General features: G+C 42.2%; 23 protein-coding genes. 16 read left to right on the top strand and 7 right to left on the bottom strand.

The window, feature by feature from the left end:
• Window positions 1-10 precede the first annotated feature (10 nt).
• From QZZ55_RS12050 to QZZ55_RS12010, 9 genes are all read left to right on the top strand, one after another.
• On the top strand, window positions 11-529 hold the full coding sequence (locus QZZ55_RS12050; RefSeq protein ID WP_293267582.1) for a FixH family protein: 519 nt from the start codon (window positions 11-13) through the stop codon (window positions 527-529).
• A gap of 10 nt (window positions 530-539) precedes the next feature.
• A complete protein-coding gene (locus QZZ55_RS12045) occupies window positions 540-3,005 on the top strand; it encodes a heavy metal translocating P-type ATPase (RefSeq protein WP_293267581.1) in 2,466 nt (821 codons plus the stop codon).
• A gap of 27 nt (window positions 3,006-3,032) precedes the next feature.
• Entirely contained in the window at window positions 3,033-3,227 is a 195-nt protein-coding gene (gene ccoS / locus QZZ55_RS12040) for a cbb3-type cytochrome oxidase assembly protein CcoS (RefSeq protein ID WP_293267580.1), read from the top strand.
• Window positions 3,220-3,879, top strand: coding sequence for a sulfite exporter TauE/SafE family protein (locus QZZ55_RS12035; protein ID WP_293267579.1), 660 nt, complete (start codon window positions 3,220-3,222; stop codon window positions 3,877-3,879). The genes ccoS and QZZ55_RS12035 overlap by 8 nt, the downstream gene beginning before the upstream one ends.
• A 66-nt stretch (window positions 3,880-3,945) precedes the next feature.
• Entirely contained in the window at window positions 3,946-5,337 is a 1,392-nt protein-coding gene (gene hemN, locus QZZ55_RS12030) for an oxygen-independent coproporphyrinogen III oxidase (protein ID WP_293267578.1), read from the top strand.
• A gap of 83 nt (window positions 5,338-5,420) precedes the next feature.
• Window positions 5,421-6,203, top strand: a complete 783-nt coding sequence (fnr, locus tag QZZ55_RS12025) for a fumarate/nitrate reduction transcriptional regulator Fnr (RefSeq protein WP_293267577.1) — start codon at window positions 5,421-5,423, stop codon at window positions 6,201-6,203.
• A gap of 182 nt (window positions 6,204-6,385) precedes the next feature.
• The gene (locus tag QZZ55_RS12020; protein ID WP_293267576.1) at window positions 6,386-6,928 is read left to right on the top strand and encodes an adenine phosphoribosyltransferase; all 543 of its coding nucleotides are present in this window, start codon (window positions 6,386-6,388) and stop codon (window positions 6,926-6,928) included.
• A 65-nt stretch (window positions 6,929-6,993) separates the two neighbouring features.
• Window positions 6,994-7,878 carry an alpha/beta hydrolase gene (locus QZZ55_RS12015; protein ID WP_293267575.1) on the top strand — a complete coding sequence of 295 codons (885 nt, stop codon included), beginning with the start codon at window positions 6,994-6,996 and terminating at the stop codon, window positions 7,876-7,878.
• Window positions 7,879-7,880: 2 nt separating this feature from the next.
• Window positions 7,881-8,357: a thioredoxin fold domain-containing protein gene (locus QZZ55_RS12010; protein ID WP_293267574.1), complete on the top strand. Its 477-nt coding sequence runs from the start codon at window positions 7,881-7,883 to the stop codon at window positions 8,355-8,357.
• A gap of 5 nt (window positions 8,358-8,362) precedes the next feature.
• Here QZZ55_RS12010 and QZZ55_RS12005 read toward each other — a convergent pair whose 3' ends face one another.
• Window positions 8,363-8,731 (bottom strand): hypothetical protein, encoded by a 369-nt coding sequence (locus QZZ55_RS12005; RefSeq protein WP_293267573.1) that lies wholly within the window; start codon window positions 8,729-8,731, stop codon window positions 8,363-8,365.
• Between the two features lie 282 nt (window positions 8,732-9,013).
• Between QZZ55_RS12005 and hrpB the strand changes: the two genes are divergently transcribed.
• Both hrpB and rdgC read left to right on the top strand, forming a co-directional pair.
• Window positions 9,014-11,569, top strand: a complete 2,556-nt coding sequence (gene hrpB, locus QZZ55_RS12000) for an ATP-dependent helicase HrpB (RefSeq protein WP_293267572.1) — start codon at window positions 9,014-9,016, stop codon at window positions 11,567-11,569.
• Window positions 11,570-11,689: 120 nt separating this feature from the next.
• Entirely contained in the window at window positions 11,690-12,598 is a 909-nt protein-coding gene (gene rdgC, locus QZZ55_RS11995) for a recombination-associated protein RdgC (protein ID WP_293267571.1), read from the top strand.
• Between the two features lie 72 nt (window positions 12,599-12,670).
• Here the strand turns inward: rdgC and QZZ55_RS11990 are convergent, their stop codons facing one another.
• Window positions 12,671-13,312 (bottom strand): rhodanese-like domain-containing protein, encoded by a 642-nt coding sequence (locus QZZ55_RS11990; protein ID WP_293267570.1) that lies wholly within the window; start codon window positions 13,310-13,312, stop codon window positions 12,671-12,673.
• A gap of 247 nt (window positions 13,313-13,559) precedes the next feature.
• On the opposite strand from QZZ55_RS11990, the gene queE reads away from it, so the two are divergent.
• The gene (queE, locus tag QZZ55_RS11985; protein WP_293267569.1) at window positions 13,560-14,189 is read left to right on the top strand and encodes a 7-carboxy-7-deazaguanine synthase; all 630 of its coding nucleotides are present in this window, start codon (window positions 13,560-13,562) and stop codon (window positions 14,187-14,189) included.
• A gap of 17 nt (window positions 14,190-14,206) precedes the next feature.
• On the opposite strand, the gene QZZ55_RS11980 is transcribed toward queE, so the two are convergent.
• Window positions 14,207-15,106 carry a bile acid:sodium symporter family protein gene (locus QZZ55_RS11980; protein WP_293267568.1) on the bottom strand — a complete coding sequence of 300 codons (900 nt, stop codon included), beginning with the start codon at window positions 15,104-15,106 and terminating at the stop codon, window positions 14,207-14,209.
• Window positions 15,107-15,531: 425 nt separating this feature from the next.
• On the opposite strand from QZZ55_RS11980, the gene QZZ55_RS11975 reads away from it, so the two are divergent.
• Window positions 15,532-16,680: a cation diffusion facilitator family transporter gene (locus tag QZZ55_RS11975; protein ID WP_293267567.1), complete on the top strand. Its 1,149-nt coding sequence runs from the start codon at window positions 15,532-15,534 to the stop codon at window positions 16,678-16,680.
• Here the strand turns inward: QZZ55_RS11975 and QZZ55_RS11970 are convergent.
• Window positions 16,651-18,303: a SulP family inorganic anion transporter gene (locus tag QZZ55_RS11970; protein ID WP_293267566.1), complete on the bottom strand. Its 1,653-nt coding sequence runs from the start codon at window positions 18,301-18,303 to the stop codon at window positions 16,651-16,653. The genes QZZ55_RS11975 and QZZ55_RS11970 overlap by 30 nt on opposite strands.
• A 338-nt stretch (window positions 18,304-18,641) precedes the next feature.
• Between QZZ55_RS11970 and QZZ55_RS11965 the strand changes: the two genes are divergently transcribed.
• A complete protein-coding gene (locus tag QZZ55_RS11965; protein ID WP_293267565.1) occupies window positions 18,642-19,655 on the top strand; it encodes a GGDEF domain-containing protein in 1,014 nt (337 codons plus the stop codon).
• A 69-nt stretch (window positions 19,656-19,724) separates the two neighbouring features.
• Here the strand turns inward: QZZ55_RS11965 and QZZ55_RS11960 are convergent, their stop codons facing one another.
• Genes QZZ55_RS11960 through QZZ55_RS11950 form a run of 3 tightly spaced genes read right to left on the bottom strand, consistent with a single transcriptional unit; the run spans window position 19,725 to window position 22,731 of the window.
• On the bottom strand, window positions 19,725-20,858 hold the full coding sequence (locus tag QZZ55_RS11960; RefSeq protein ID WP_293267564.1) for an ATP-NAD kinase family protein: 1,134 nt from the start codon (window positions 20,856-20,858) through the stop codon (window positions 19,725-19,727).
• A complete protein-coding gene (locus tag QZZ55_RS11955; protein WP_293267563.1) occupies window positions 20,848-21,546 on the bottom strand; it encodes a PilZ domain-containing protein in 699 nt (232 codons plus the stop codon). Before QZZ55_RS11955 ends, QZZ55_RS11960 begins: the two co-directional genes overlap by 11 nt.
• A gap of 27 nt (window positions 21,547-21,573) precedes the next feature.
• Window positions 21,574-22,731 (bottom strand): 4-phosphoerythronate dehydrogenase, encoded by a 1,158-nt coding sequence (locus QZZ55_RS11950; RefSeq protein ID WP_293267562.1) that lies wholly within the window; start codon window positions 22,729-22,731, stop codon window positions 21,574-21,576.
• Window positions 22,732-22,872: 141 nt separating this feature from the next.
• On the opposite strand from QZZ55_RS11950, the gene QZZ55_RS11945 reads away from it, so the two are divergent.
• Both QZZ55_RS11945 and trpB read left to right on the top strand, forming a co-directional pair.
• Entirely contained in the window at window positions 22,873-23,088 is a 216-nt protein-coding gene (locus QZZ55_RS11945; RefSeq protein WP_293267561.1) for a hypothetical protein, read from the top strand.
• A gap of 132 nt (window positions 23,089-23,220) precedes the next feature.
• Window positions 23,221-24,401: tryptophan synthase subunit beta (gene trpB / locus QZZ55_RS11940; RefSeq protein WP_293267560.1), on the top strand; the 1,181-nt coding region annotated here is incomplete at its 3' end.

Genomic DNA, 24,401 nt, shown 5'->3' with positions numbered 1-24,401 from the left:
AGAAATAAATATGACTGAAGATGAAATTCAAGCAGCAAAACCTTGGTACAAACAACCTTGGCTTCTTTTTATTCTAACGCCAATATTCGCTGTAGTATTTTACGGTTTTGGCTTTCTTTACCTGTCTATTGTCACAATGGACGGCGTTGTCAAAGATGACTACTACCGCATAGCCAGAGGCTATGAACTCAACACCGAGAAAAATCAAAACGCCATTGACCAGAATATTATTGCAGAGCTCAGTCTGGATGATTTGACCGGCGATATCATGGTAAAATTAAATGGGCAACTGACTACTGTTCCTGAATTCCTAACATTAGATATTGTCCACCCTACCCACCAAAAATATGACCAAGAAATTACTCTTAAAGCAATTGGTTCCCAGCAACTGTATTCCGGTTCATTAGCCAACCCACTTAAGGGAAAGCGATATCTTTTCCTATTTCCTGCTGATGAAAACTGGCATCTCCGCAAAGAGGTTCTGCCACCTTATGAGCAACGCAGCTTTGAACTAAAGCCAAATTTATAAGGCACGCAGTATGAGCAGTAATCTTAATAGCCAACATCGTCTTGAAAGATGTTTTCATTGTGGCCAGGATGTACCCAATGGCACTCATTTTGTAGCTAATATTAAAGGGACAGCACAGTCTATGTGTTGCCCTGGCTGCAAGGCAGTGGCTGAAACCATTATATCTAGTGGACTAGAGCACTATTATAAGTATCGTCAGGGAGACTCAGCTATCGTCCCTGAGCTTTCAGGTACAGAGTTACCAAGTACCGTTCAAGATGAATTAAAACTCTATGACAATCCATCCATTCAACAAGCCTTCGTTGTTACTTTAGAAGACAACTCTAAAGAAGCAACACTGGTTATTGAGGGCATTACTTGCGCCGCTTGCGTATGGCTATTGGAACATCATTTAGTAAAACAAACCGGTGTAGATCAAGCCTCCGTAAACCTAACTAACCATAGGGCTCGCATTCGCTGGAACGATAATAAAACCTCTCTGAGTAGCATCATGGCGGCGATTTATCATATTGGTTACCAAGGACATCCCTACCACCCAGATAAAGAAGAGCAGCTACTGACACTAGAAAAAAAGCGTGCATTTCGTCGTTTAGGGGTTGCAGGGCTTGGCATGATGCAAGTAATGATGATGTCTATTGCTCTGTACGCAGGTGCTCTTCAAGGGATCGAAGATAAGTTTGAAACCTTTATACGCTGGACTAGCCTCATTATTGCAACACCTGTACTACTGTATTCTGCTCGACCTTTTTTTACTGCAGCTATACGCGACATAAAATCCAGACACCTCAGCATGGATGTCCCCGTATCTATTGCTGTAGGAAGCGCATATTTAGCGAGTGCTTGGGCCACCATTACACAAAGCGGCGAAGTCTACTTTGACTCAGTAACAATGTTTACTTTTTTTCTTCTAATTGGCCGCTATTTGGAGATGCAAGCCCGACACAGAACAGGTCGTGCTGGTAATGCATTATTAAACCTAATCCCAGCCAGCGCTATAAAAATAAAAGATGCTCAAGAAGTGCTTATTCCTGCCACAGAGCTTGCTATCAATGATATTGTTTTAGTCAAACCAGGCCACACTATTCCTGCAGATGGAATCATCATTACAGGCTACTCTTCAGTTGATGAATCAGCTCTTACAGGCGAATATCGCCCCATTAATAAAACAGTTGATGACCTTGTTGTTGGCGGCACTATAAATGTAGAAAGTCCTCTTCGATTAAAAATTACAGAAGTAGGTGCAGATACAAAACTTTCCGCCATCGTACGCCTTCTCGACAGAGCCCAAGAAGAAAAACCCGCTGTTGCAAAAATTGCCGATAGTGTTGCCAGCTACTTTGTTGCTGCCGTGCTCATTACAGCCACTGTTGTTAGCGTTACATGGTGGCAAATAGATCCGGGAAATGCTTTTTGGATTACCCTATCAGTGCTTGTGGTTACCTGCCCTTGCGCCCTATCTTTAGCAACACCGACAGCCCTTACCGCAGCAACAGGTACGCTTAGACAGCACGGGCTACTTATCACTCGTGGTCATGTTCTTGAAAGCCTTGCAACAGCAACACACATTATTTTTGATAAAACAGGCACACTTACTGAAGGAAACCTGTCGCTCAATGACACACAAGCTTGTGGCAGCCATGATATTCAATCTGTGTTAGAAATTGCTGCAGCACTTGAGGCTCACTCGGAGCATCCCATCGCTAAAGCTTTTCGCAAATACCAAGTTCGAACAGCTGAAACAATGCATAGCGAACTCGGCCAAGGCTTAGAGGGCACTATAGGTACTGATGTTTACCGAATAGGCAAACCTCAATTTGCCTCTGCGCTTTGCCAGCAACATCTAACTCATGACAATGCACCTAACCTCGACGGGCAATGGCTACTCCTTTGCAGTACAAAAGAGCCATTAGCATGGTTTTGCTTAAATGATCAGATCCGTAAAGGAACTCATCAAACCTTATCAATACTGCGCCGACTAGGGCTTGAAATTCAAATGTTGACGGGAGACAACTCCGGCGCTGTTCAAGAGGTAGCCAGAGAACTTAGTATAGATAAGGTCATAGCTAATACCTCCCCCGAAGATAAACTTGCCTACATCCAGCAGCTCCAAAACCAAGGAGCCAAAGTTGTCATGATAGGTGATGGCATTAACGATATCCCTGTATTAGCCGGTGCCCAGACCTCTATTGCTATGGGTAGTGCAACCGATCTTGCAAAAACTAATGCCGATGCCGTACTAATCAGCAGTGATATCATACGCTTAACGGATTCTATTTTGCTTTCACGAAAAACTCAGTCAATTATTCAACAAAACCTGACCTGGGCGCTATTGTATAACCTAATTGCCTTACCCTTAGCAGCTATGGGCTTTATTGCGCCTTACATGGCAGCCATTGGTATGTCTGTCAGCTCACTGATCGTTGTTGGTAATGCGCTTCGTCTGACTAAACTTGTTCGCCGTAATCCTGTAAAATAGCCTCTTCAATATTCGAGATAATTCTCCATGGAAATTCTTTTCGTATTAATACCTATAGCCATCATCTTGCTGGGGTTTGCCATTTGGGCTTTTTTCTGGAGTGTTAACACAGGTCAGTATGATGATCTTGATTCACCGGCCCACAGTATCTTATTTGATGACGATGATGATTTAATTCCTGATGACGCCAAGCAAGAAAAAGTAACCACGACACGTGATTGAGTCCCTATCCATCTCTACAGCCATTTTACTTGGCTTGCTTGGCAGCGCTCACTGCTTAGGCATGTGCGGCGGTATCGCTGCAACTATCGCACTCGGGCAGCAGAAAAACCGAATTCCAAACCTTATTGGCTATAATTTTGGAAGATTGCTCAGTTATGCGGTGGCTGGGGCATTAGTAGGCTCCATAGGTGTGATGGTAAAAGATAGCTCTCTTGCCATTATGCTTCGAACTATTGCCGGACTACTACTTATCGCAATGGGTCTATACGTCGCTCAATGGTGGAAAGGACTAACTCATGTAGAAAGATTGGGCAGCAAGTTGTGGACGTTTATTAGCCCTGCTGCTAGCAAACTATTACCCGTCAAAAATATCAAACAAGCACTCTTATTAGGCTTTTTCTGGGGCTGGCTTCCATGCGGGCTTGTATATAGCACTCTAATCTGGTCCGCTACAGCAAACGATCCTGTGAAAAGTGCCAGTTTAATGTTTGCATTTGGTATCGGCACACTTCCCGCGATGCTCAGTACCGGAATGCTTGCCAAGCAGATGCAAGCCTTACTATCAAATCGTAACGTTCAACATATTGCAGGCCTGATGATTATTATATTCGGCTTTTACACCATTCCATTTAATGGAATCATTGGCATTTGATACGCATCAAATTAATATCTATACCAAATGCTATACTGCAGCGCTTAATACTATGAGGAAATTATCGTGAGCCTGGAAAAAACCATTTCATGGGATCTGGACCTAATTAAACGTTATGATTTATCAGGTCCCCGGTATACCTCATACCCTACTGCCATTCAATTTGATGCCTCTCTTTCTGAAGAGCAATTGGTTTTAAATGGGCAAACAACCACCGATAAAACGGCACCATTATCGCTTTACGTTCACATTCCTTTTTGTGCCCACGTATGCTACTTCTGTGCTTGCAATAAAGTTATCAGCCGTAACAGAAAAAAAGCTCAGCCTTATTTAGACACCTTATATAAAGAAATTGAACAAGCAGCAAAATGGTATAGTGACGGCCGAATTGTTAACCAACTTCACTGGGGCGGCGGCACTCCTACTTTCATCAGCGATGAACAAATGACTGAGCTGATGAATAAACTCAAACAAGAATTCAATCTGCTGGATGACGATAGCGGCGATTACTCCATTGAGATTGATCCACGCGAAGCATCACTAGAAACAATGCGCACGCTTAGAAAAGCTGGCTTTAACCGAATCAGCCTAGGTGTTCAAGATGTAAACCCGCAAGTACAAAAAGCTGTCAATCGTATCCAACCAACAGAACAAACTGAAGCCGTGCTTAATGCTGCACGTGAACTTGGTTTCAAGTCGATTAATATGGATCTCATCTACGGACTCCCACACCAGACATTCGAGAGCTTTAACGCTACTTTGGATACTGTTATCGATATGAGTCCAGATCGTTTATCCGTGTTTAATTACGCGCATATGCCTGATCGCTTTCGTTCGCAAAAGCATATCAATGAAGCAGATTTACCAAGCCCTGAAATAAAACTAGCCATTCTTGAGTCGACTATAAACAAATTACTTGCTGCGGGTTATGTCTATATAGGCATGGATCATTTTGCAAAACCAGACGACGAACTTGCACTCGCTCAGGAAAGCGGACACCTTCACCGCAACTTCCAAGGGTACACAACTCACTCAGATTGCGATTTAGTTGCTATGGGCGTATCAGCCATTAGTCAAATTGGTAATGTTTATTATCAAAATGAACATGACATTAACGCCTATTCCGAGGCCGTTGAAACACGAGCTAGTGCTATTCGCCGCGGCGTTCAACTCAGTACAGATGACCTCATAAGACGTGCTGTAATCACACAACTTATTTGCCATTTTGAATTAGACCCGAAACCTATAGAAGAGTTGTTTAGTATTGAATTTAAAGAATATTTTTCTGATGAACAAGCAGAGTTACAACACTTTTCCAACGACGGTTTAATCGAATTCGATGAGCAGAAAATAGTTGTTACCGCGGCAGGGCGCTTGCTCATTAGACGCATCTGCATGGCCTTCGATCGCTATATTCCCAAGCAACAACCGACACAAGGTTTTTCCCGTATCATCTAATAGATGCTTCACGCCTCCCTCGAAATGTTACATAATTAGCGGCTGAGTAGCCTCTCATTATGTAACAAACACAGGAACCGGCCATGAGCGATATAAAAAAAGAAGGGAAACTACATAGCCTGCAACAAGCTCATTGTAATACATGCAGCATAAGCTCACTTTGTCTTCCCGTGTCTTTAAACAACACTGAGATGGACAGTCTTGATAATATTATTGAAAAAAGCCGTCCCTTAAAAAAGGGAGATCACTTATTTCACCAAGGTGATAATTTTGAATCGGTTTTTGCTATCCGCGCAGGGAGCGTAAAAAGCTACACAATAACAAACGAAGGGGAAGAACAAATCACTGGCTTTTACTTCCCAGGAGAACTGGTTGGTCTAAGTGGATATGATAGCCAACAATATCCGGTTTCTACTAAAATCATGGAAACAACAACGGTATGTGAAATTCCGTTCGAGAATTTAGATACACTCTGTGGCCAGCTACCAGAACTGCGCCGCCAAGTGATGCGAACTATGAGCAAAGAGATTAGAGATGACCAACAAATGATGCTCCTTCTCTCTAAAAAGAATGCAGAAGAGCGAGTTGCCACTTTCCTCGTAAAACTATCACAACGTTTTCAAGCACGAGGCTATTCTGCTCATAAATTCAGATTATCTATGTCGCGTAATGAAATAGGTAATTATTTAGGATTAGCAGTAGAAACCGTTAGCCGTATCTTTACCCGCTTTCAGAAAAACAATCTGATTCAAGTTGATGGTAAAGAACTGGACCTTCTTGATTTAGACGGTTTATATGAAGTTTCAGGTGAGTGTCCTGGCAAAGATATCGATAAAGATAGCGACATCCAACAGCTCTCTTTATAAAACAAGATGCTGCACATAAAAAAACGCCGTTCAAATAATTGAACGGCGCTAAAAATAGTTGCACAAAGAAGTAGCCATCTCTATGTGTAACCCAACACAGTGATTAAACCGTATATTCTTTTTGTAAACATTGAGCCATATCAAGCGTTGACGTTCCGACTTGATTGAGGAGCTATTAGTACATGTCTTACGACGAATTTTATGTCAAATCAGTGATCCGCTCACTTCCTGACTGGCCTGAACCAGGTGTTGTCTTTCGTGACATCACGCCAATTTTCAAAGACCCAAAAGCATTACGCATGGTCGCTGATGCTTTTATTCAACGATATATGGATTCAGAGCTGACACACATCGCTTGTATCGATGCTAGAGGCTTTCTCATTGCTTCAATTATGGCCTACCAAATGCAGAAGCCTTTGGTTCTGGTACGCAAAAAAGGCAAACTTCCTGGAGAAACTGTTCACCAAGAGTATGACCTTGAATATGGAAGTGCTGCGGTAGAGATGCAAATCGACTCTGTAGGCCCTGGCGACAAAGTACTAGTCTTTGATGATTTAATTGCTACTGGCGGGACTATCTTAGCCGCTTGCACTCTCATCAAAAAACTTGGCGCTGACGTTATAGAGAGCGCGGCACTTGTAGACTTACCTGATCTACATGGCTCGACCCGTATTCAGGAAGCGGGCATTCCTGTCTATACCATGCTGGCCTACGAAGGTCTGTAGCCTAAATTAGAGACCTCTGTTATTGTTTGGTTTATTATAAGCTTATAACAATAATAGAGGTTTGCATGATTAAACTTATTTTCTGCGCATTATCATTATCCTTACTACTTGCAAACCAAGCGCTATATGCAAAAGAAGTCACTACCTCATACAATAACCACACTTTAAATGCAGAACTATTACTCGCCGAAGGCACCTCCTTAGCAGACGGTATAGTACTCATTACACATGGCACTCTTGCTCATAACAAGATGGAGCTCATTAGCACACTACAAGACTTATTAGTCGACTCTGGTATCAGCTCACTAGCGATCAACTTAAGCCTCGGAGTCGATAACAGACACGGTATGTATGATTGTGAGATACCACATCAGCACAAACATACCGATGCACTTAATGAAATATCGACCTGGATTGATTGGCTTAAACATAAGGGCGCACAAGATATATTCTTAATGGGGCATTCTCGAGGCGGAAACCAAACCGCATGGTTCTCAGCCAATAATCCAGAAAAAGTAAGAGCTCAAATATTACTCGCTCCCGCCACGTGGAATGAGCAAGATGAAAAGAGAAATTACGAACAACGTTACAACCAATCACTAACAGAAGTGCTGGCTAAAGCTAAGCTAATCGATAAGGACACATGGCTTGAAAACACAGGCTTTATTTACTGCCCCAAGAGTACAGTTACTACCGAATCTTTCGTAAATTACTATCAACCCGATAAACGCTTTAATACACCTTATATCTTAAATAATATCGAGGTACAGACACTCGTCATTAGTGGCTCTGAGGATAAAACGGTAGCAGCGCTTCCCGAAATGATGGCTCAAGTTTCTAATGCACAAGTCGGACACAGTATTATTGAAGGTGCCGATCATTATTTCAGAGACCTATACGCTGATGAAGTTATTGACCTTTTGGTCGAATTTTTGGAAAACCAAAAGTGACCATGAATAAACTCATACATTACATTACAGCTCTCGTGAGCTGTGCAGCCCTCTCTGTTACACAGGCCGGTGAACTACCTGCAGCCAACAATTTCCTTGAGGACGCAAAAACTCAAGGAAAATACCAAGTCTCTATTGTGATGATAAGCCAACGTGATTGTAGCTATTGCGAACTGATTCATAATGACTTTCTTGATCCTATGTACAAAGGCGGACATTACGCAAAGAAAGTTCTTTTTAGAGAAGTAATGATTGATTCAAATAGGGTTATAACTGATGCCAATGGGCAAGACATTTCACCAAAACGCTTTGCACGCCGCTATAGCGCTAACTTGACACCCACCCTACTTTTTCTGGACCGAAAAGGAAAAACCCTTGTACCTAATATGGTAGGAGTAAATACACCTGAGTTTTATGGATATTATTTAGACCAATCAATTGATAAAGCCATCAAAGTACTCAAAGATAGTTCTAAATAAACGTCTTACCTACACACCAATCTAGTAATTTTTGATGCATCCCTCGTTCTCATTAAGCCATGATCAGCGGGTGGTCGCAAATGAAAAGAGCGGCTATACACGTATTCACCCTGGGCATCATAACCAATACATTTAACTCTTTGACGACGAAGTACGGGATCAAAGACAACTTTTAACTTATTACGCGAGTATCTCTCTATACGCGGCATACCGAATCCCTTTTGGCTAGCTACTTGCTCTTGGCGCTGTCTAAAAGCGGCTTCTTTTTCTGCTTTATCACGTGCACCATCCGCCTGAACCTTTCGAACTTCTTGACTTTGATAACGTAAAATACATAGTTCTCGATCCACTTTTTTTGTGATGGCATTGCACACAGCCGGGGTTATACCTTGTGCGAACGACAGTGTAGAAACAGCCAGACTTAACACGGAAAAAATACAACACACACTAGCGACAAATAACTTCAATAAGCAACGCAAAACAACTTCCCCGCCCGACAATCTTAAATAATATAATCGTAGCAAAGATTTTAAAAATAGTGACTTATACAAAGAAAAAATACTTTTACATATGTGAACATCAACATCCAACACGGTTCACGTTATACTAAAAAACCCCCACTAATGAACCATTAGCGAAAGGCATACCTCTCTCACATGTTAACACTGCCTATTCATTCGATAATCCCTAGCCTGACAACCGCTCTCAACGCCCGACATGAAGCCGTATTAGAAGCCCCTCCCGGCGCAGGAAAAACCACCGTTATACCATTAGCATTACTTGATCAATCATGGCTTGGTGGCCGAAAAATAGTTATGTTAGAACCGCGTCGGTTGGCAGCTCGTGCAGCCGCTGAACGTATGGCCATGTCATTAGGTGAAACCGTTGGAGAAACCGTCGGCTACCGTGTTCGCATGGACACCAAGGTTAGCAATAAAACTAAAATTGAGGTTGTTACTGAAGGAATTCTAACGCGAATGCTACAAACCGACCCAAGCTTAGATGATATCGGCTTGGTTATCTTCGATGAATTCCATGAGCGCAGCCTAGATGCAGACTTAGGTCTTGCTTTAATCTTGCAAGGCCGCCTTCTATTTCGGGACGATGACCCTTTAAAGCTTCTCATCATGTCCGCTACCCTAGATAGTCTAGCTATAGCGGAATTACTTGACGACGCCCCAGTAATAAAAAGCCAAGGCCGGAGCTTCCCTGTTGAACTGATTTACGGCGCCCCTTGGAAGTACAAAGAACGAATAGAGCCCCGTATTGTTGCTACCATAAAAACCGCTCTTAGCAATCACTCAGGAAGCCTGCTGGTCTTTCTGCCAGGGCAAGCCGAAATACGTCGTGTCGAAAGACTACTTCACGAATCACTTTACCCTACAGGTATACAAGAGCTGCTCATCACCCCGTTGTTTGGGGATTTAAACTTAGAACAGCAACGAAAAGCGATAACGCCGGCTCCTGATGGTTTACGAAAAATAGTTTTGGCAACCTCCATTGCTGAAACGAGCCTTACAATTGACGGAGTCACTGTAGTTATCGACAGTGGCCTCAGTCGTCAAGCGATCTATGACCCCAATACAGGTATGACTCGATTACAAACTCGACGATTATCACGCGCAGCCAGCACACAAAGATCTGGACGAGCAGGCCGAACGGCTCCAGGGGTTTGCTATAAACTCTGGTCGTTAGAGCAACAAGAACAACTGCCCTCTTTCACATCACCTGAAATTCTACAAGCAGACCTAACGCCTCTTATATTGCAGTTGTACCACTGGGGCTGCCACGACCCTGCTGAACTAGCATGGCTAGACTCTCCCAGCCTCGCGCCGTGCCAGCAAGCACGTGAGCTGCTATGCCAATTAGGAGCCCTAGAACTCAGTAATAATGAATACCATTTATCTGCGCAAGGCGAACAGATGGCGCGCCTACCTGTACATCCTCGCTTGGCTCACATGATACTGACTGCTCGAGTGTACCAACTGGAGTATCAAGCATGTGAATTAGCCGCACTACTATCAGAACGAGATCCATTAAACACACGACAAACCGACTTACAGATTCGCCTTGACTGGCTTCGAGAACCTAATAAGTGCTCCCCTTCCCTTCAGGGTCAACTCTACCGAATAAAACAACAATGCCAACGTTACGTTACACTTTGCCAGAAACTCCCAGCAAGCAAACAAACACCACAGCAAATAACTATTAGTACCGAAGACCAGCTTGGACTATTAATAGCCAGTGCTTGGCCAGACCGTATCGCAAAACGCATAGGAGAACATTCACGTTTTCAACTGGCTAATGGACGAGCAGCAAGCACCCACGAAAACGATTATCTTAGTAAATCAACGTGGCTAGCTGTCGCTCAACTAGGTGGGAAGGAGGGGCAAGCAAGCGATAACATTTGGCTTGCCGCTAAGTTTAGTCCATCTCTTTTTGAGGGCCCTCTTGCACATATGATAAAGCAACGTGACTTGGTTGAATGGAACGACAAACAACAAAAGCTCATTGCCGAAGAACAATTTTACTGCGCAGCTCTCATCATTAAGCGAAAGCCGCTGACATCACCGTCAGAGGATGCCCGGACACGCGCTTTGTTAGGGCTTGTAGCAAACAAAGGCCTCACTGTTTTCACTCACACAAAAGCACTTATCCAGTGGCGTCAGCGCGTCACTTTTTTATACGAAGCTAATAAAACCAAAGAAGCACAAAACCAATGGCCTGACTTATCAGATTCAGCACTGCTAACAACACTGGATAGCTGGCTAGCACCATACCTTAACAAGGTTAGCCATATTAATCATTTTGCCAAACTAGATATACACCATATCCTGCAAAACCTGCTTCCATGGCCACTACCACAACAACTCAACGAACTTGCTCCCGAACGCATCACTGTACCTTCTGGCTCTAGAATTCAGATTGACTATAGTGAAACCCCACCCGTGCTTGGTGTTAAGCTTCAAGAGATGTTTGGCGCTACATCTACCCCTACTATTGCTAACAATGTGAAGCTAATAATCCATTTACTCTCACCAGCAGGCCACCCTTTGCAGGTCACACAAGACCTGGAGAACTTCTGGGAACATGTATATCCTCAGGTCAAAAAGGAAATGAAGGGCCGCTATCCTAAGCATCCTTGGCCAGATGACCCGTCTTGCGCCGTTGCTACTCACAAGACTAAGCGCCACCTAAGAAATACCCCATAAGGCAGACGTAACAAGGGGCCCGACAACAAATATTTATCTTGTTGCGCTTTTTGCTCTGTCACTCAAGCTAATTTCCCTCTAAGCTAGCAGCGATTTTAATTTTCTTATAGTGGAAGCTTTATGTGGTTCAAAAATTTCGTTTTTTACCGGTTTACAGAGCAACAAGATTACACACAGGAACAGCTAGAAGCCGCTTTCTCTGAACACTTATTTGAACCATGTCGTAGCCAAGAACTTAGCCGCTATGGTTGGGTTGCTCCGCATTCAGCACTTGATGAACAAACTGTATTTGCTTCCTCTGGAGCGTATTTAATTACCGCTCAAAAAGAAGAAAAACTTTTACCTGCAAATGTTATTAAAAGAAATTTGAATGAACGCGTTGGCATGATTGAACGCGAGCAGGCAAGAAAGGTATACCGCAAAGAACAACTTCAATTAAAAGATGAAATCATTATTGATTTATTACCGCGTGCTTTTAGTCGCTTCTCACAAACAAGTGCACTTATTCTACCTCGCGCCGGTTTTATCGTTGTCGACAGCTCCAGCCACAAAGGTGCTGAAGAGCTACTTAACCTCCTGCGTAATAGCCTAACTACCTTACCTGTTGCTTTGCCGGACACTGTTCACTCACCGGGTGTTGTAATGTCGGAATGGTTGCAACAATCAAGCTCATCTCCTGCCTTCACGTGCTTGGATGAATGTGAATTAAAAGATCAAACAGAAGAAGGTGGTGTTATTCGCATTAAAGGACACGATCTACATAGCAGTGAAGTCATCGCCCATTTGGAAACGGGAAAACAAGTCACCAAACTAGCTTTACAGTGGGATGAAACTCTTAGTTTTATTCTACAAGATGATTTGCTAATAAAGCGTGTAAAACCAACCGATGAATTAACTCAGACGTTGAATGAGGAGTCATCCGAAGACCCTCTAGTAAGATTAGACAGTGATGTTTCACGCCTAGCACTTGAGTGCCAACGCCTCTTCCCACAAGTCTTAGAAGCTTTTGGTGGACAAGTACAGCGCTAGCCAAGTAAAAGAAAAGGGTTTATTTAAAATAAACCCTTTTCTAATCAATAATACTTCCAAAAACCTTATTGTTTATTCGACTGCCTCACCCACTACTGACATGCCTAAGCTGGTCCATGCCTGCATACCACCGCGGTAATATTTGATTTTTTCTGCAGGATACCCATGCTCAAGCATTGCTCTAACCATGGATGGAGTTTGCCCACACCAGTAACCATTACAAAACATTGCTAGCGTTTTTGCTTTCGTAAAATCATAGCTTCCGTCGGACTGCTTCACAGCTCCAAAATCATCCATTGCCCAATCTCTATCATCAGCGTCATCCATCATCGTATAAGGGTAACTAACCGCGCCAGGAATTGTTAAACGTTGGTGCCATCCTATGGTACGTGTATCAACAATCATAATATTTTTTGTGCTCTGAGCAGCAATCATGTACTGCACAAATTCCCGCTCAGCAACCGTCTCAACATCATATGGTTCAAAGGGATGCATCGCTTGTGGCATGCCCCTAAATGTTGTGGAATATAGTTCGGTAATTACATTATCAGGGTTTTGATTACGTTTAATCTCAACCATTTCCCCATCATGCATCACTTCGAAAGAGAATAGGCTTGGAGCAATCATGGCTTTGGGTTTATCTTTTGCGAACGCTAATGGCGCTGCCATTAACATACCTGTTAGTGCAAGTGATGAAATCGTTTTAAGAAACATAGGTAACCTATCTTTTTATTATAAGGAATCTTTTGTTTAGAGGATGTTAATTTAGTACATTTTAATTTATACATTACCTCTAGCTTTTCTTCTATAGCAATGAATACAACTTAGGGCTAATAAATGAAGTGATAACCACTTGATATGATTTTAATCCTCTGTAGACTCTGCTACTTCTGAGAAAATACCTTATATGTATCTAAACTAACGTCCTAACTACCTTCTTGATTAGAGAAATAATACAAAAATGTATAGCGTAAAAGAGATGTTCTACACATTGCAGGGAGAAGGTGCTCATGCTGGCCGGCCCTCTGTATTTTGCCGTTTCACGGGCTGCAATTTATGGTCAGGCCGAGAACAGGACAGAGCTTCTGCTATATGTGATTTTTGTGACACTGATTTCATTGGAACCGATGGTCAAAATGGTGCTAAGTTCCTTAATGCAGAGGCGCTAGCAGATGCAATTAATAGCTTTTGGCCTACACCAGAAGGCAAGCCTTACGTCGTTTTCACAGGCGGTGAACCTGCACTACAACTAACACAAGAACTCATAACCGCCGTACACCATCTAGGCTTTGAAATTGCAGTAGAAACCAACGGCACCAAACCTTTACCTGAAGGTATAGATTGGATCTGTGTCAGCCCAAAAGCTTCTGCACCCTTAGTCATTAATAAAGGCCATGAACTAAAATTAGTTTACCCTCAGCCAGATGCAATGCCTGAAAGGTTTACTTCTCTAGAGTTTGATAACTTTTACTTACAGCCATTAGATAGTGAAAAACATAAAAAAAGCACACAGCAGGTTATTGAATACTGTTTAAGGCACCCGCGCTGGAAAATGAGCCTTCAAACTCACAAAGTTATTGGAATAGATTAATCCGTTGCTGTATTACATTATCGAGTAAAGTGCTGCATACGATCAATCATCGCTGATTTTTTCCACTGCCAGTGGCGACGGATAATTAGTAACACAGCCGGTATTTGCATCAACACACCGTAAAGCAGCACAACACCTGACATTTCAGTGTTGTGCAATACAACTCCAGTTATCATTAAAGCTAACCCTGCGTTTTGAATACCGGTTTCAATTGCTAAAGTTAGGCTCTGCTGTGTAGGTAAATTAAAAAGCCTTCCGGCCCACCACCCTGCCAACATTGCACTCAAAGATAACAACACGACTGCAGGCCCAGCCTCTAGCAGAATACCCGATAACTCAGCTTTATTCCCTGCTACTATCCCAACAACAACAAAAACCATAAACAGCAAAGAACACCATCTAATAATAGGTTGCAATTTAGCTGAAAACCACGGGGCCTTATTGTTCAGCCACATACCTAGTAAAACAGGAAGTAATGCGATCCCCAATAATTTTAAAATAGTGAATACAATGGGAAAAGTAATTATTGCATCAAGTGAAAGCCAATGAGAAACAGCCATATAAGAAAACAGTGGGAGTGTAAATGGTGTCAAAATGCTAGCAACAATAGTCAAGCTAACAGATAGAGCAGTATCAGCTCGACAAAGGTAACTAACCATATTTGAAGTAGCTCCCCCAGGTGCAAATGTCAGTATCATTATTCCGACAGCATATTCAGCAGGAACTTTTAATAACACCACAATGCTAAACCCCAATACAGGCAAGCCGACCATTTGCATTAAGCTTCCTACTACAATAGCAAGAGGTTTAGACTTCACGTTTAAAAAATCCGCAACCACCAGTGACAAACCAATACCGAACATGATAAAGAACAGAGCAATGGGTAAAATAACCTGCGTTATCGATGTATTTTCCATCTAAATGTCAATCCTATTTGGCATAGAAAAAAGCAGTCTAATTTCTTCTACAAAGTGAAACAACCTATCAAAATAACCCTCAATCCTACGCGCCATATGGGCTAGAGCAAGGTACACACATATCTTGTGGATAACCCTGTGGATTCTGTAAGAAAAACGTCTTACAGAGCCCATTTAATGAGCTTTCACTCACATTGATCATTTTTTAACCATATGTATTTTCTTTTTAATTTCAATGAGTTACATATTCATTTAAAGACAATATGCAGCGTGATTAAAAAATACTCAATTAAAATAGATATTTTTGGTGTTTTTTCGTGTCAAGCTTATTTTCATGAAAAAAATATCTTTTTTCTAGCTTTTAACTAGCCCGAATCTTTCCGTAAGGTTAACATGCCGTTGGTTCAAAATGATCGGTGTAAAACATGTCTATGTCTGCAAATAGAAACAAAGAAGCACAAAAAGTTACTATTATCGGTGCCATCCTTGATGCCTTGCTTGGTTTTGCCAAAGTTATTGTTGGTATGGCATCCAACTCCAACGCCTTGATCGCAGACGGAATACACTCTTTCTCAGATCTGTTGACAGATTTTATGGTTGTTATCATCTTTCACTTCTCTCATGAAGAGCCTGATGAGGAACACCCATGGGGTCATGCACGCTTTGAAACTATCGGTACTGTTTTTCTTGGCTGTGTTCTTATTGCTGTTGCAGGAGCAATGGCATTTGAAAGTATTCGTGAGTTTTGGATTTCTACAACAGTACCCACACCCGGCTGGCCTGCTTTATTAGTTGCCTTCCTATCTATCGCCAGCAAGGAATGGATCTATCGATATACATTGGCAGCAGGAAAAAGGCTTAAATCAGACCTACTAATAGCAAATGCTTGGCATAGCCGTACTGACTCATTTTCATCAATCGTAGTTCTATTTGGTATTCTTGGGGCGATGGCAGGTTATGCATGGCTAGATATATTAGCCGCTGTGATTGTTGCTGCTTTTGTTGGAAAGATCGGTTGGGATCTTACTTGGAATAGCATAAAAGAGCTTGTCGATACTGCTCTACCTGAAGAGCGAGTGAAAGAGCTTAAAGAGTCAATAGAAGAAGTCGATGGGATCATCAGCGTACACAATTTCAAAAGCCGCAATATGGGAAGTAAAAGTCTGCTTGAAATGCATATTCAGGTAGCACCTTACTGTAGTGCTTCGGAAGGTCACTGGATAGGTGATACTGCTGTCATTAAACTATTACAACGCTTTGACGATATTGGCCATGTCATCTTTCACATCGATACTTATGATGATGAAGAAGAAAGCTTTTGCCGAATTCTTCCTTTAAGGAAAGAAATAGAAGAAACACTATCAGAACAGATGAGTATTCATGCCCCTGGCATCCAAAAATACTATGTCACACTGCATTACTTACACGACTTAATTGAGATAGAGCTCAAATTTGATCACGCTGAAGCAGACAACGCGTTATCACTCCCTATTTCAGAATTAACCTTGCGACTAAACCAGTCATTACAAGTGCTTCCGTGGTTTTCAACGCTTACCATTTGGAACCGTCAATAGAACTGAGGCGGCATTAAGTGCCGCCTCCCTATTAGGAAAATGAAATTGGTTAGGAATCAATGTGGCCACTCTCATACGATGCAAGATTGTTTCTACTTCAGGTTTAGCGCCAACTATTAGGACATTTTGAGCGGCTAAATGAGAGTCCAAAATAACCTCTTCTAAAGCCATTGCTGTTGATACATCGATATGTGGCACATTGCTAAAATCTAACAATAGTATTTCATGATTTGTGCAGGCCATGAGTTTATTCGAAATACCCTTCGCAGCAGCATAACTTAATGGACCATTCAGTTGATAAAGTAAAATTCTGCCTCCAGCAGCTATCAAAATATTACTCTCATGCTCACTTAAGAAATGATGATCACTTTTATCGTCCTGAATGATACGTACCGATTCAAGCTGAGTTTCCGACAAGCGTTTGACTGTATAAATATTAGCGAGAAAAACACCCGCAGCAACCGCTGTAATCAAATCAACAAATACTGTGAGGCCCCATACCGTTACCATTAAAAAGATAACGAACAGTGGCGCTTGATGAATACGCATAAGAAAGCGCCAGTCGATAATATCAATACCGACTTTAATCAATATACCGGCGAGAACGGCTAAAGGGATATGAGCAGCAAAAGAACCTGCACCTAATACGACAGATAATAAAATAATCGCATGGACACAACCTGATATCGGTGTTCTACCACCAGCACGAATATTTACCACTGTCCTCATGGTGGCTCCTGCGCCTGGTAAGCCGCCAAAAAAACCAGCCACTATGTTACCAATGCCTTGCCCTATCAGCTCCCTATCGGATTTATGCTGCGTACGTGTCATATTATCTGCTACTAGTGAAGTCAATAATGAGTCGATCGAACCCAATGTCGCAAGTATCAAAGATGAGATGAGCATATCTTTTACTAAGCTCACCTCAAACTCAGGCCAATGTATAGAAGGTAAACCAGTCGGTATCTCACCAATGGTATCCACAACATTAAGAGCAAAAGAAAAAGCCGTGCCTGCAATTAACGCTAGTAATGCAGGAGGGGTGTACCTTTTGATGCTTTTTGGACAAAAGAAAACAATACCTAATGTTACTAACCCTAATAACAAAGCATTTAGATTAATTGACTTCATCATAACAGGTAGATGATTAACTACACTGAGCACATTTGCTTCACTGGCAGCTCCTAATAATGGAGGCAGTTGCAGTAAGATAATAATTGTCCCAATCCCCGTCATAAAACCAGAAATGACAGGAAACGGCATTAGAGTAATAAACTGCCCTAAACGAAAGACTCCAAATAGTATTTGAAACGCCCCACCAAGCATTACAACAGTAAAAGCCATTGCAGGTCCGCTTACAGGATCCAGTGAAACAAAATGAGTGAAAATACCCGCCATAACGACAGTCATGGGGCCCGTAGGACCCGATACTTGCGAAGGAGTGCCACCAAACAAAGCAGCAAACAGGCCTACAAAAATTGCGCCGTACATTCCTGCTACAGGGCCTGCACCAGAAGATACACCAAACGCTAGTGCCAAAGGTAGAGCAACGACTGCCGCCGTTAACCCACCAAAAAGATCTCCCTTAAAGTTATTGAAATGTAAACCGAATAACCATTGCATACTTGCATTTCCATGCGGTAATTTTACTTACGAACTTGTCGGCTAAACCAAACACAGTCAAGTAGCTTTTAGTCGCCACTCAAAGAGTTACAAGACAATAAAAAAACAAACAGCCTTCATTTCTTGTTTACAAAATGAACTATACTCAAACAATGTAAAGTTTAGTGGATAGAAGCCGATAATTTACTTGCTGAGAGTAGAATCAAAGCGGCAGCTTAAACAAGCGTTTGATTACTCATCAAAAAGCGCTATATTATGTTGCGTTTTTTGAGTTAAGTTGTACAAAAATCATGCTTGTAATACTGAACTGCTAAAGTTTAGATAAGCGAAGGGGATGTATGAAGTTTGCCGAAAATTCAACACAATCTGCAGAGTATTTGCGTCAAGCCATACCATTAATGGTAAAGTACAATATTCCTCCCAACCCATTGAATTATGCACTTTGGTATACTTACGTATCTAATCGTGTACCAAATCTAAACTATAAAATTGATCAAACACTTGATACCTATGGAACCTGCCCAACATTATTAGGTGAGCAGCTTTTTCGGGAGCATGTCATCAGTGATGAAATTACTGATTCAGAAGAAGCTCAAAACCAAATAATAGCCTTAACTAACACCCTCAATACCCAAGTTGACCATGCAGCCAAACATACATCTGATTTTGGATGTGTGCTTGAAAACAGCCTAAAAGACCTAAATGAATCAGAGAATGACAAAGAGATCACCAGTATTATTAATCGACTCGCTGAAAATACAGCCTCAATTACTGAATCAACCAATCTCTTTCAAAAGCAAATTGCTGATGCCCAAGCTGAAATAGCTTCTCTCAAAGAAGAATTACAAAAAACGAAACAAGATGCTCGTGTAGACCCTTTGACAGGTTTGTTTAATCGCCGTGTTTTTGATTCAGAACTAGACCAGATCATAGGGTCACCCAAACACGCGGAAGCTACATTGATCATGATTGACATTGATAACTTCAAGAAATTTAACGATGAGTATGGTCACTTGATGGGCGACAAAGTTCTTCAATACTTTGGAAAATTACTTAAGACAGAATGCCAAAAGCCTATACTTCCTGTGCGTTTTGGCGGTGAAGAATTTGCAATTCTTATGATTGGTCAACATCAAGAAGCAGCTCACAATCTTGCTGAGAATCTACGTAAGAAAATTCAAGCTATTAGAATTAAACAGAAACGATCAGGAAAAGTCATTAGCTCTATTACCGCCTCATTTGGTATCAGCCATAGGCTACATAACGAAGACGCTGAACAAATGATTGAAAGAGCCGATAAAGCACTTTACCTTGCTAAATCAAGTGGAAGAAACCGAGTCCAGATAGCCTAATGCTCTTATAAGGTGCAATGTTCTAGCTCCTCCAAACTGAAAAACGCAAAGAGATTTGCGTTTTTCACCTTAAATCTCTGCAATACGATATAAAACAGCATCATGATATCCGGTAATAACAGGTATTACGCCAGATAACGCTTTATCCAATTCAGTATCACCCGTATCAACAATCAATGGCCTACCCTTCAACTCGGCCAGCTTAGTTTTAGTTGCTATTATTATTAAGTTATCTTTTCCAACACGATTGATCAATTCAGGAGTTAATTGCTGATTTCCTCGTCCCAGAATATGACCTTGCCCACCAATAACAGTAATAATAATCTTAGTTGTATAACCTTCCGTTTTAGCCAATAACTCTTGTGCGGTACAGTCGCTTGCTATTAACTGTTCGTCTTCTATCAGGTCAATCCCAAGTAACGTATTGGGCAAACCTAGCTCATGCATAACAGTCTGGACCGTCGTTCCTGATCCTATAATATAACGTACACCCGCCTCCATTCGTTCAATCAGGTCGGCAGCAATATCTGCAACAACAAGCTCTTCTACTTCCTTGCCCCCACTTTTTACATTCTGAAGATAGCGATGCTCCTGTGGCACGAGTAACTCCCCATAATATTTAGCACGCACTCTTCCCTCACGAAACTGTGCTTCATCAATATCACGCACTTCTTGATCAGCTAGAGTCACTAACTCACCCTTTACAAGCATTGCAACTATTTCTCCAGCTGCTTTTGGTGTGACGGCATAAACACCTGAGTGAATTTTCACACCCGCAGGAATACCTAAAACCGGGAACTGCTCAGGCAGTGCGCTACAAATATTTCGAGCAGTGCCATCTCCCCCTGCAAATAAAATCAAATCAACCCCAGCGTTATAGAGCGCTAAAGCAGCTTCCTCAGTATCTTGCGCCGTTGTATGCCCTGTTTCAATGCTTCCGATTACCTGTGGCACAAAACCAGCCGCTTTTGCTGCACTTTCACCCATCTCATCAGGATAAGCCAAGATCTCTATTTCTAACCCCTTGAGTACGGATAGCGCTGCTAACGTCCGAAGTTGGGCTTTAGGTTCTGCACCTAATGCCAATGCTTTACGAGCAGTATCTGCGCCGTCGCTACCTTTTAAAGCAACGCTTCCACCAAGCCCTGCCAAAGGGTTAATTAACAGTCCTAACTTAAAAACCCGTGGCTTATTATTCATCATCAAGATAACCTAATTCTGTTAAAAACTGCTGGTACACAAATGCCGTTACTAACACTTGCGTATCTTCTTCTAAATCATCAAATTCCATACCATGAAGCACTACGCCTGGCTCAATATTATGAATGCTACGTAATACTGTTGGCAGCAAAATCACCTGATCAAAACCACCAACCTGAAACCGCAACGTTATAAAATATTTATCATTCACTTGGCCAAGAGCGCAAGGAGCATCAAGGCAAATTCCATCGAGGCTCACATCTTGGCTATGTAAAATTCTAGGCATTCCCAACTTTACACTTACCATTTCATTTTGATGATCAATCGATACAGCTAAATTAACAGGGATGCGCTTATGCTTTCTTATTTGCTGATACTCAACTGTATCGGGGTATGCCAAGTGCCAATGAGGGTATGGAAACGGTTGAGCCTTCAATAGTCGACTAACGAAAACACAGCGCCTACTTCCCGCCATGAATGTAGCTGTTAATCTAGCACCTTCAAGATTTAGAGTATTCACACTGCCTGAAGGCGCTGACACAATTACACCACCATTTTCTCTATAACCTAATAGCTTTAATGAAAACTTTTTGCGTGGGCTCTGGAACTGAATAGAAACAACCTCGCCAACAGCAGGCATTAAGTCTTTGAGTGATTTTTCATTTTGGCGGTCATTCGTTGTCGGGAGCATTTTAACCTCTATATCAATAAACTTAGCTTACGTTATATCAATCGTAAATCCGAGGTTTTTCAATACATTAGCCTTCTCATTATCAGTAACGCCTTGTACACTCAATGAAGAAAACTCACGCCTAATAGGATAATTTTTACGTAATAAATCAAATAGCTGGGGTTGATTTTTTTCTACTAAAGTCTTGCGCAACGCACGGTCATCTCGATAAGGATCATAGACAAGGTTCATCAAATCATGAATAGCCACATCATTTGTCACCTTCACTTTGTTAATTGTGGCTTGCGGTAAATAATCCGCTAGAGGCCTCGGTTGAGGGATCCCAAACACTTCACTAAAACGACACCTTAACATATGAGTGCCACGCAATTTCCCATCATAGCTGTACCCTGCTATATGCGGTGTAGCCAGCATGGCTTTAGCAACCAGAGAAGTATTCAACTGCGGCTCGTGCTCCCAAACATCCAACACCACGGTTATATCATTTCTTTCCTCCATGCAGGTAAGCAAGGCCCCGTTATCGATAACGGGGCCTCGACCGGCATTTATTAATAATACATTCTGTTTAAGCGCCAGCAATTCTCTCTCTGCAAGTAGATGATATGTCGGGTATTCTCCATGCTGAACGAGCGGCGTGTGCAAACAAAGAATATCGGCGTGTTGCATAACAATATCTAAATCAACAAAACCTTCCTCTCCTTTTTTCTGTCGTGGAGGATCATTAATCAATAGGGAAACACCGAGCGAACGTAACCGTTCATAAAGGCGTCCTCCAACATTTCCTACACCGACAATACCTACGGTTAGCTCCTGTAATGCCAGTTTACGCTCAAATAAAGTGTTATATATAATGCTCAACACATACTCAACGACCGCATCCGCATTACATCCCGGAGCATTGAAAAAAGGAACATCTCTACTTTGTAAATATACTTGGTCAATATGATCAACCCCTATAGTAGCGGTACCGACCATTTTGAGCTGCAGAGCCGTCGATAATAGCGCTTCATTGACTTGCGTGATTGAACGTACTAAAAGGACATCAGCATCTGTAACCTGTTCTGCTGTTAACTCTCGCCCTGCCACTCGCTGAATAGATATATTCATATTAGTATCGGCACCAAACATAGCCTCCAGTGCGGGAATATTCTCATCGGCCACTATTTTTACTGTGTTCTTTGACAACTTTAGCTCCTGCGCTTTACAAATGCGGTAGATTAAGGCTCAATTCGCGCCATTATAAATCCTTGAAACAACTCATTACAGAACTCATTAAATGGTACAGCCGCGTTGATCGTCCACTGGCGAAAAAATCAAGAATACATCGTGATACGACTCTATCAAGACCTTGTGGGTGATTGGATCGTTTCTCAGAGTCGTGGCCGTCTGCAGTCAACCATTAAGCAAGAATACAATCGATCCATTCTTCCAACATATATCGAAGCACGTACTCTAGTACTTACACTGAATAAACAACAGCGTAAATTAGGTTACAAAACAATGGGGATCACTGAAACACAACTAGGGTTTCAGTTCGATTAAACTAAATCCGTAGTGGTCACTAGATTATTTAGTAGTAATTATTAACCCTTATCGTAGATTCCTGCTTCACTCTCTTTTATAGTCTCTTTTATAACGATACAAAAATTCGGCACTTTTCAAGAGAGATGTAATATGAGCAATATTGACTTTGGCCCTATGCCTGATAAAGACGGTTTTTTTGGACAATACGGTGGCCAGATAATTCCTCCTGAGCTCAAAGCCATTATGGATGAAATAGACCAAGCATACGAAGAAATCCGACAGATGCCCGAGTTTCAGAAAGAGCTAGAAATGCTTTTAACTGACTATGTAGGCCGCCCTAGCCCTCTTTATTATGCCCGTCGTCTTTCTGATAAAATCGGCGGAGCAAAGATTTACCTTAAACGTGAAGATTTAAACCATACAGGCGCACACAAAATCAACCACTGCCTAGGTGAAGCTTTACTTGCAAAATTTATGGGTAAAACCAAGGTCATTGCAGAAACAGGTGCTGGTCAACATGGTGTAGCCTTAGCCACAGCATGCGCATTAGTAGGCATCCCCTGTGAAATACATATGGGTCAGGTTGATATCGAGAAAGAGCACCCGAACGTCACTAAAATGAAAATTTTGGGATGCACACTCATTCCTGTAACACGCGGAACTGCAACACTTAAAGATGCTGTTGATAGTGCTTTTGAAGAGTACCTTAAGGACCCTGTTAATTTTATCTACGCCATCGGTTCAGTTGTTGGTCCACATCCTTTTCCTAAAATGGTTCGTGATTTTCAAAGTGTTATTGGGCGTGAAGCCCGTGAGCAGTTTTTAGCGAAAGAAAACCAACTACCCGACTTCATCACCGCATGTGTCGGCGGCGGCTCCAATGCTATGGGGTTATTCACCGAGTTTTTAAATGATGACAGTGTAAACATCGTAGGTGTTGAACCTTCCGGCAAAGGCATAGACACACCGCACCACTCTGCCACCATGACTAAAGGCACACCGGGTGAGATTCACGGCTTTAAATGCTATGTCCTGCAAGACAGTAACGGCGAGCCACTGCCGGTCCATTCGATTGCGTCAGGACTAGATTATCCAGGTGTTGGTCCGCAGCACTGCCACCTTAAAGACCTTGACCGCGTTCAGTACGACGTAGCAAGTGATGAGGAGTGCCTTGATGCTTTTATGATGCTATCGCGAGTTGAAGGGATCATCCCCGCACTAGAAAGTGCTCATGCAGTTGCGTGGGCCATTCGTAAAGCAGCGACACTGACTCCTGAACAAAGCATCTTAGTGAACCTTTCTGGTCGTGGCGATAAAGACGCTGACTACGT

Source organism: Neptunomonas sp., from assembly GCF_016744175.1.
GTDB lineage: Bacteria > Pseudomonadota > Gammaproteobacteria > Pseudomonadales > Balneatricaceae > Neptunomonas.
The sequence above is the reverse complement of the archived record's forward strand: the minus strand, read 5'-3'. Positions and strand labels throughout refer to the sequence as shown.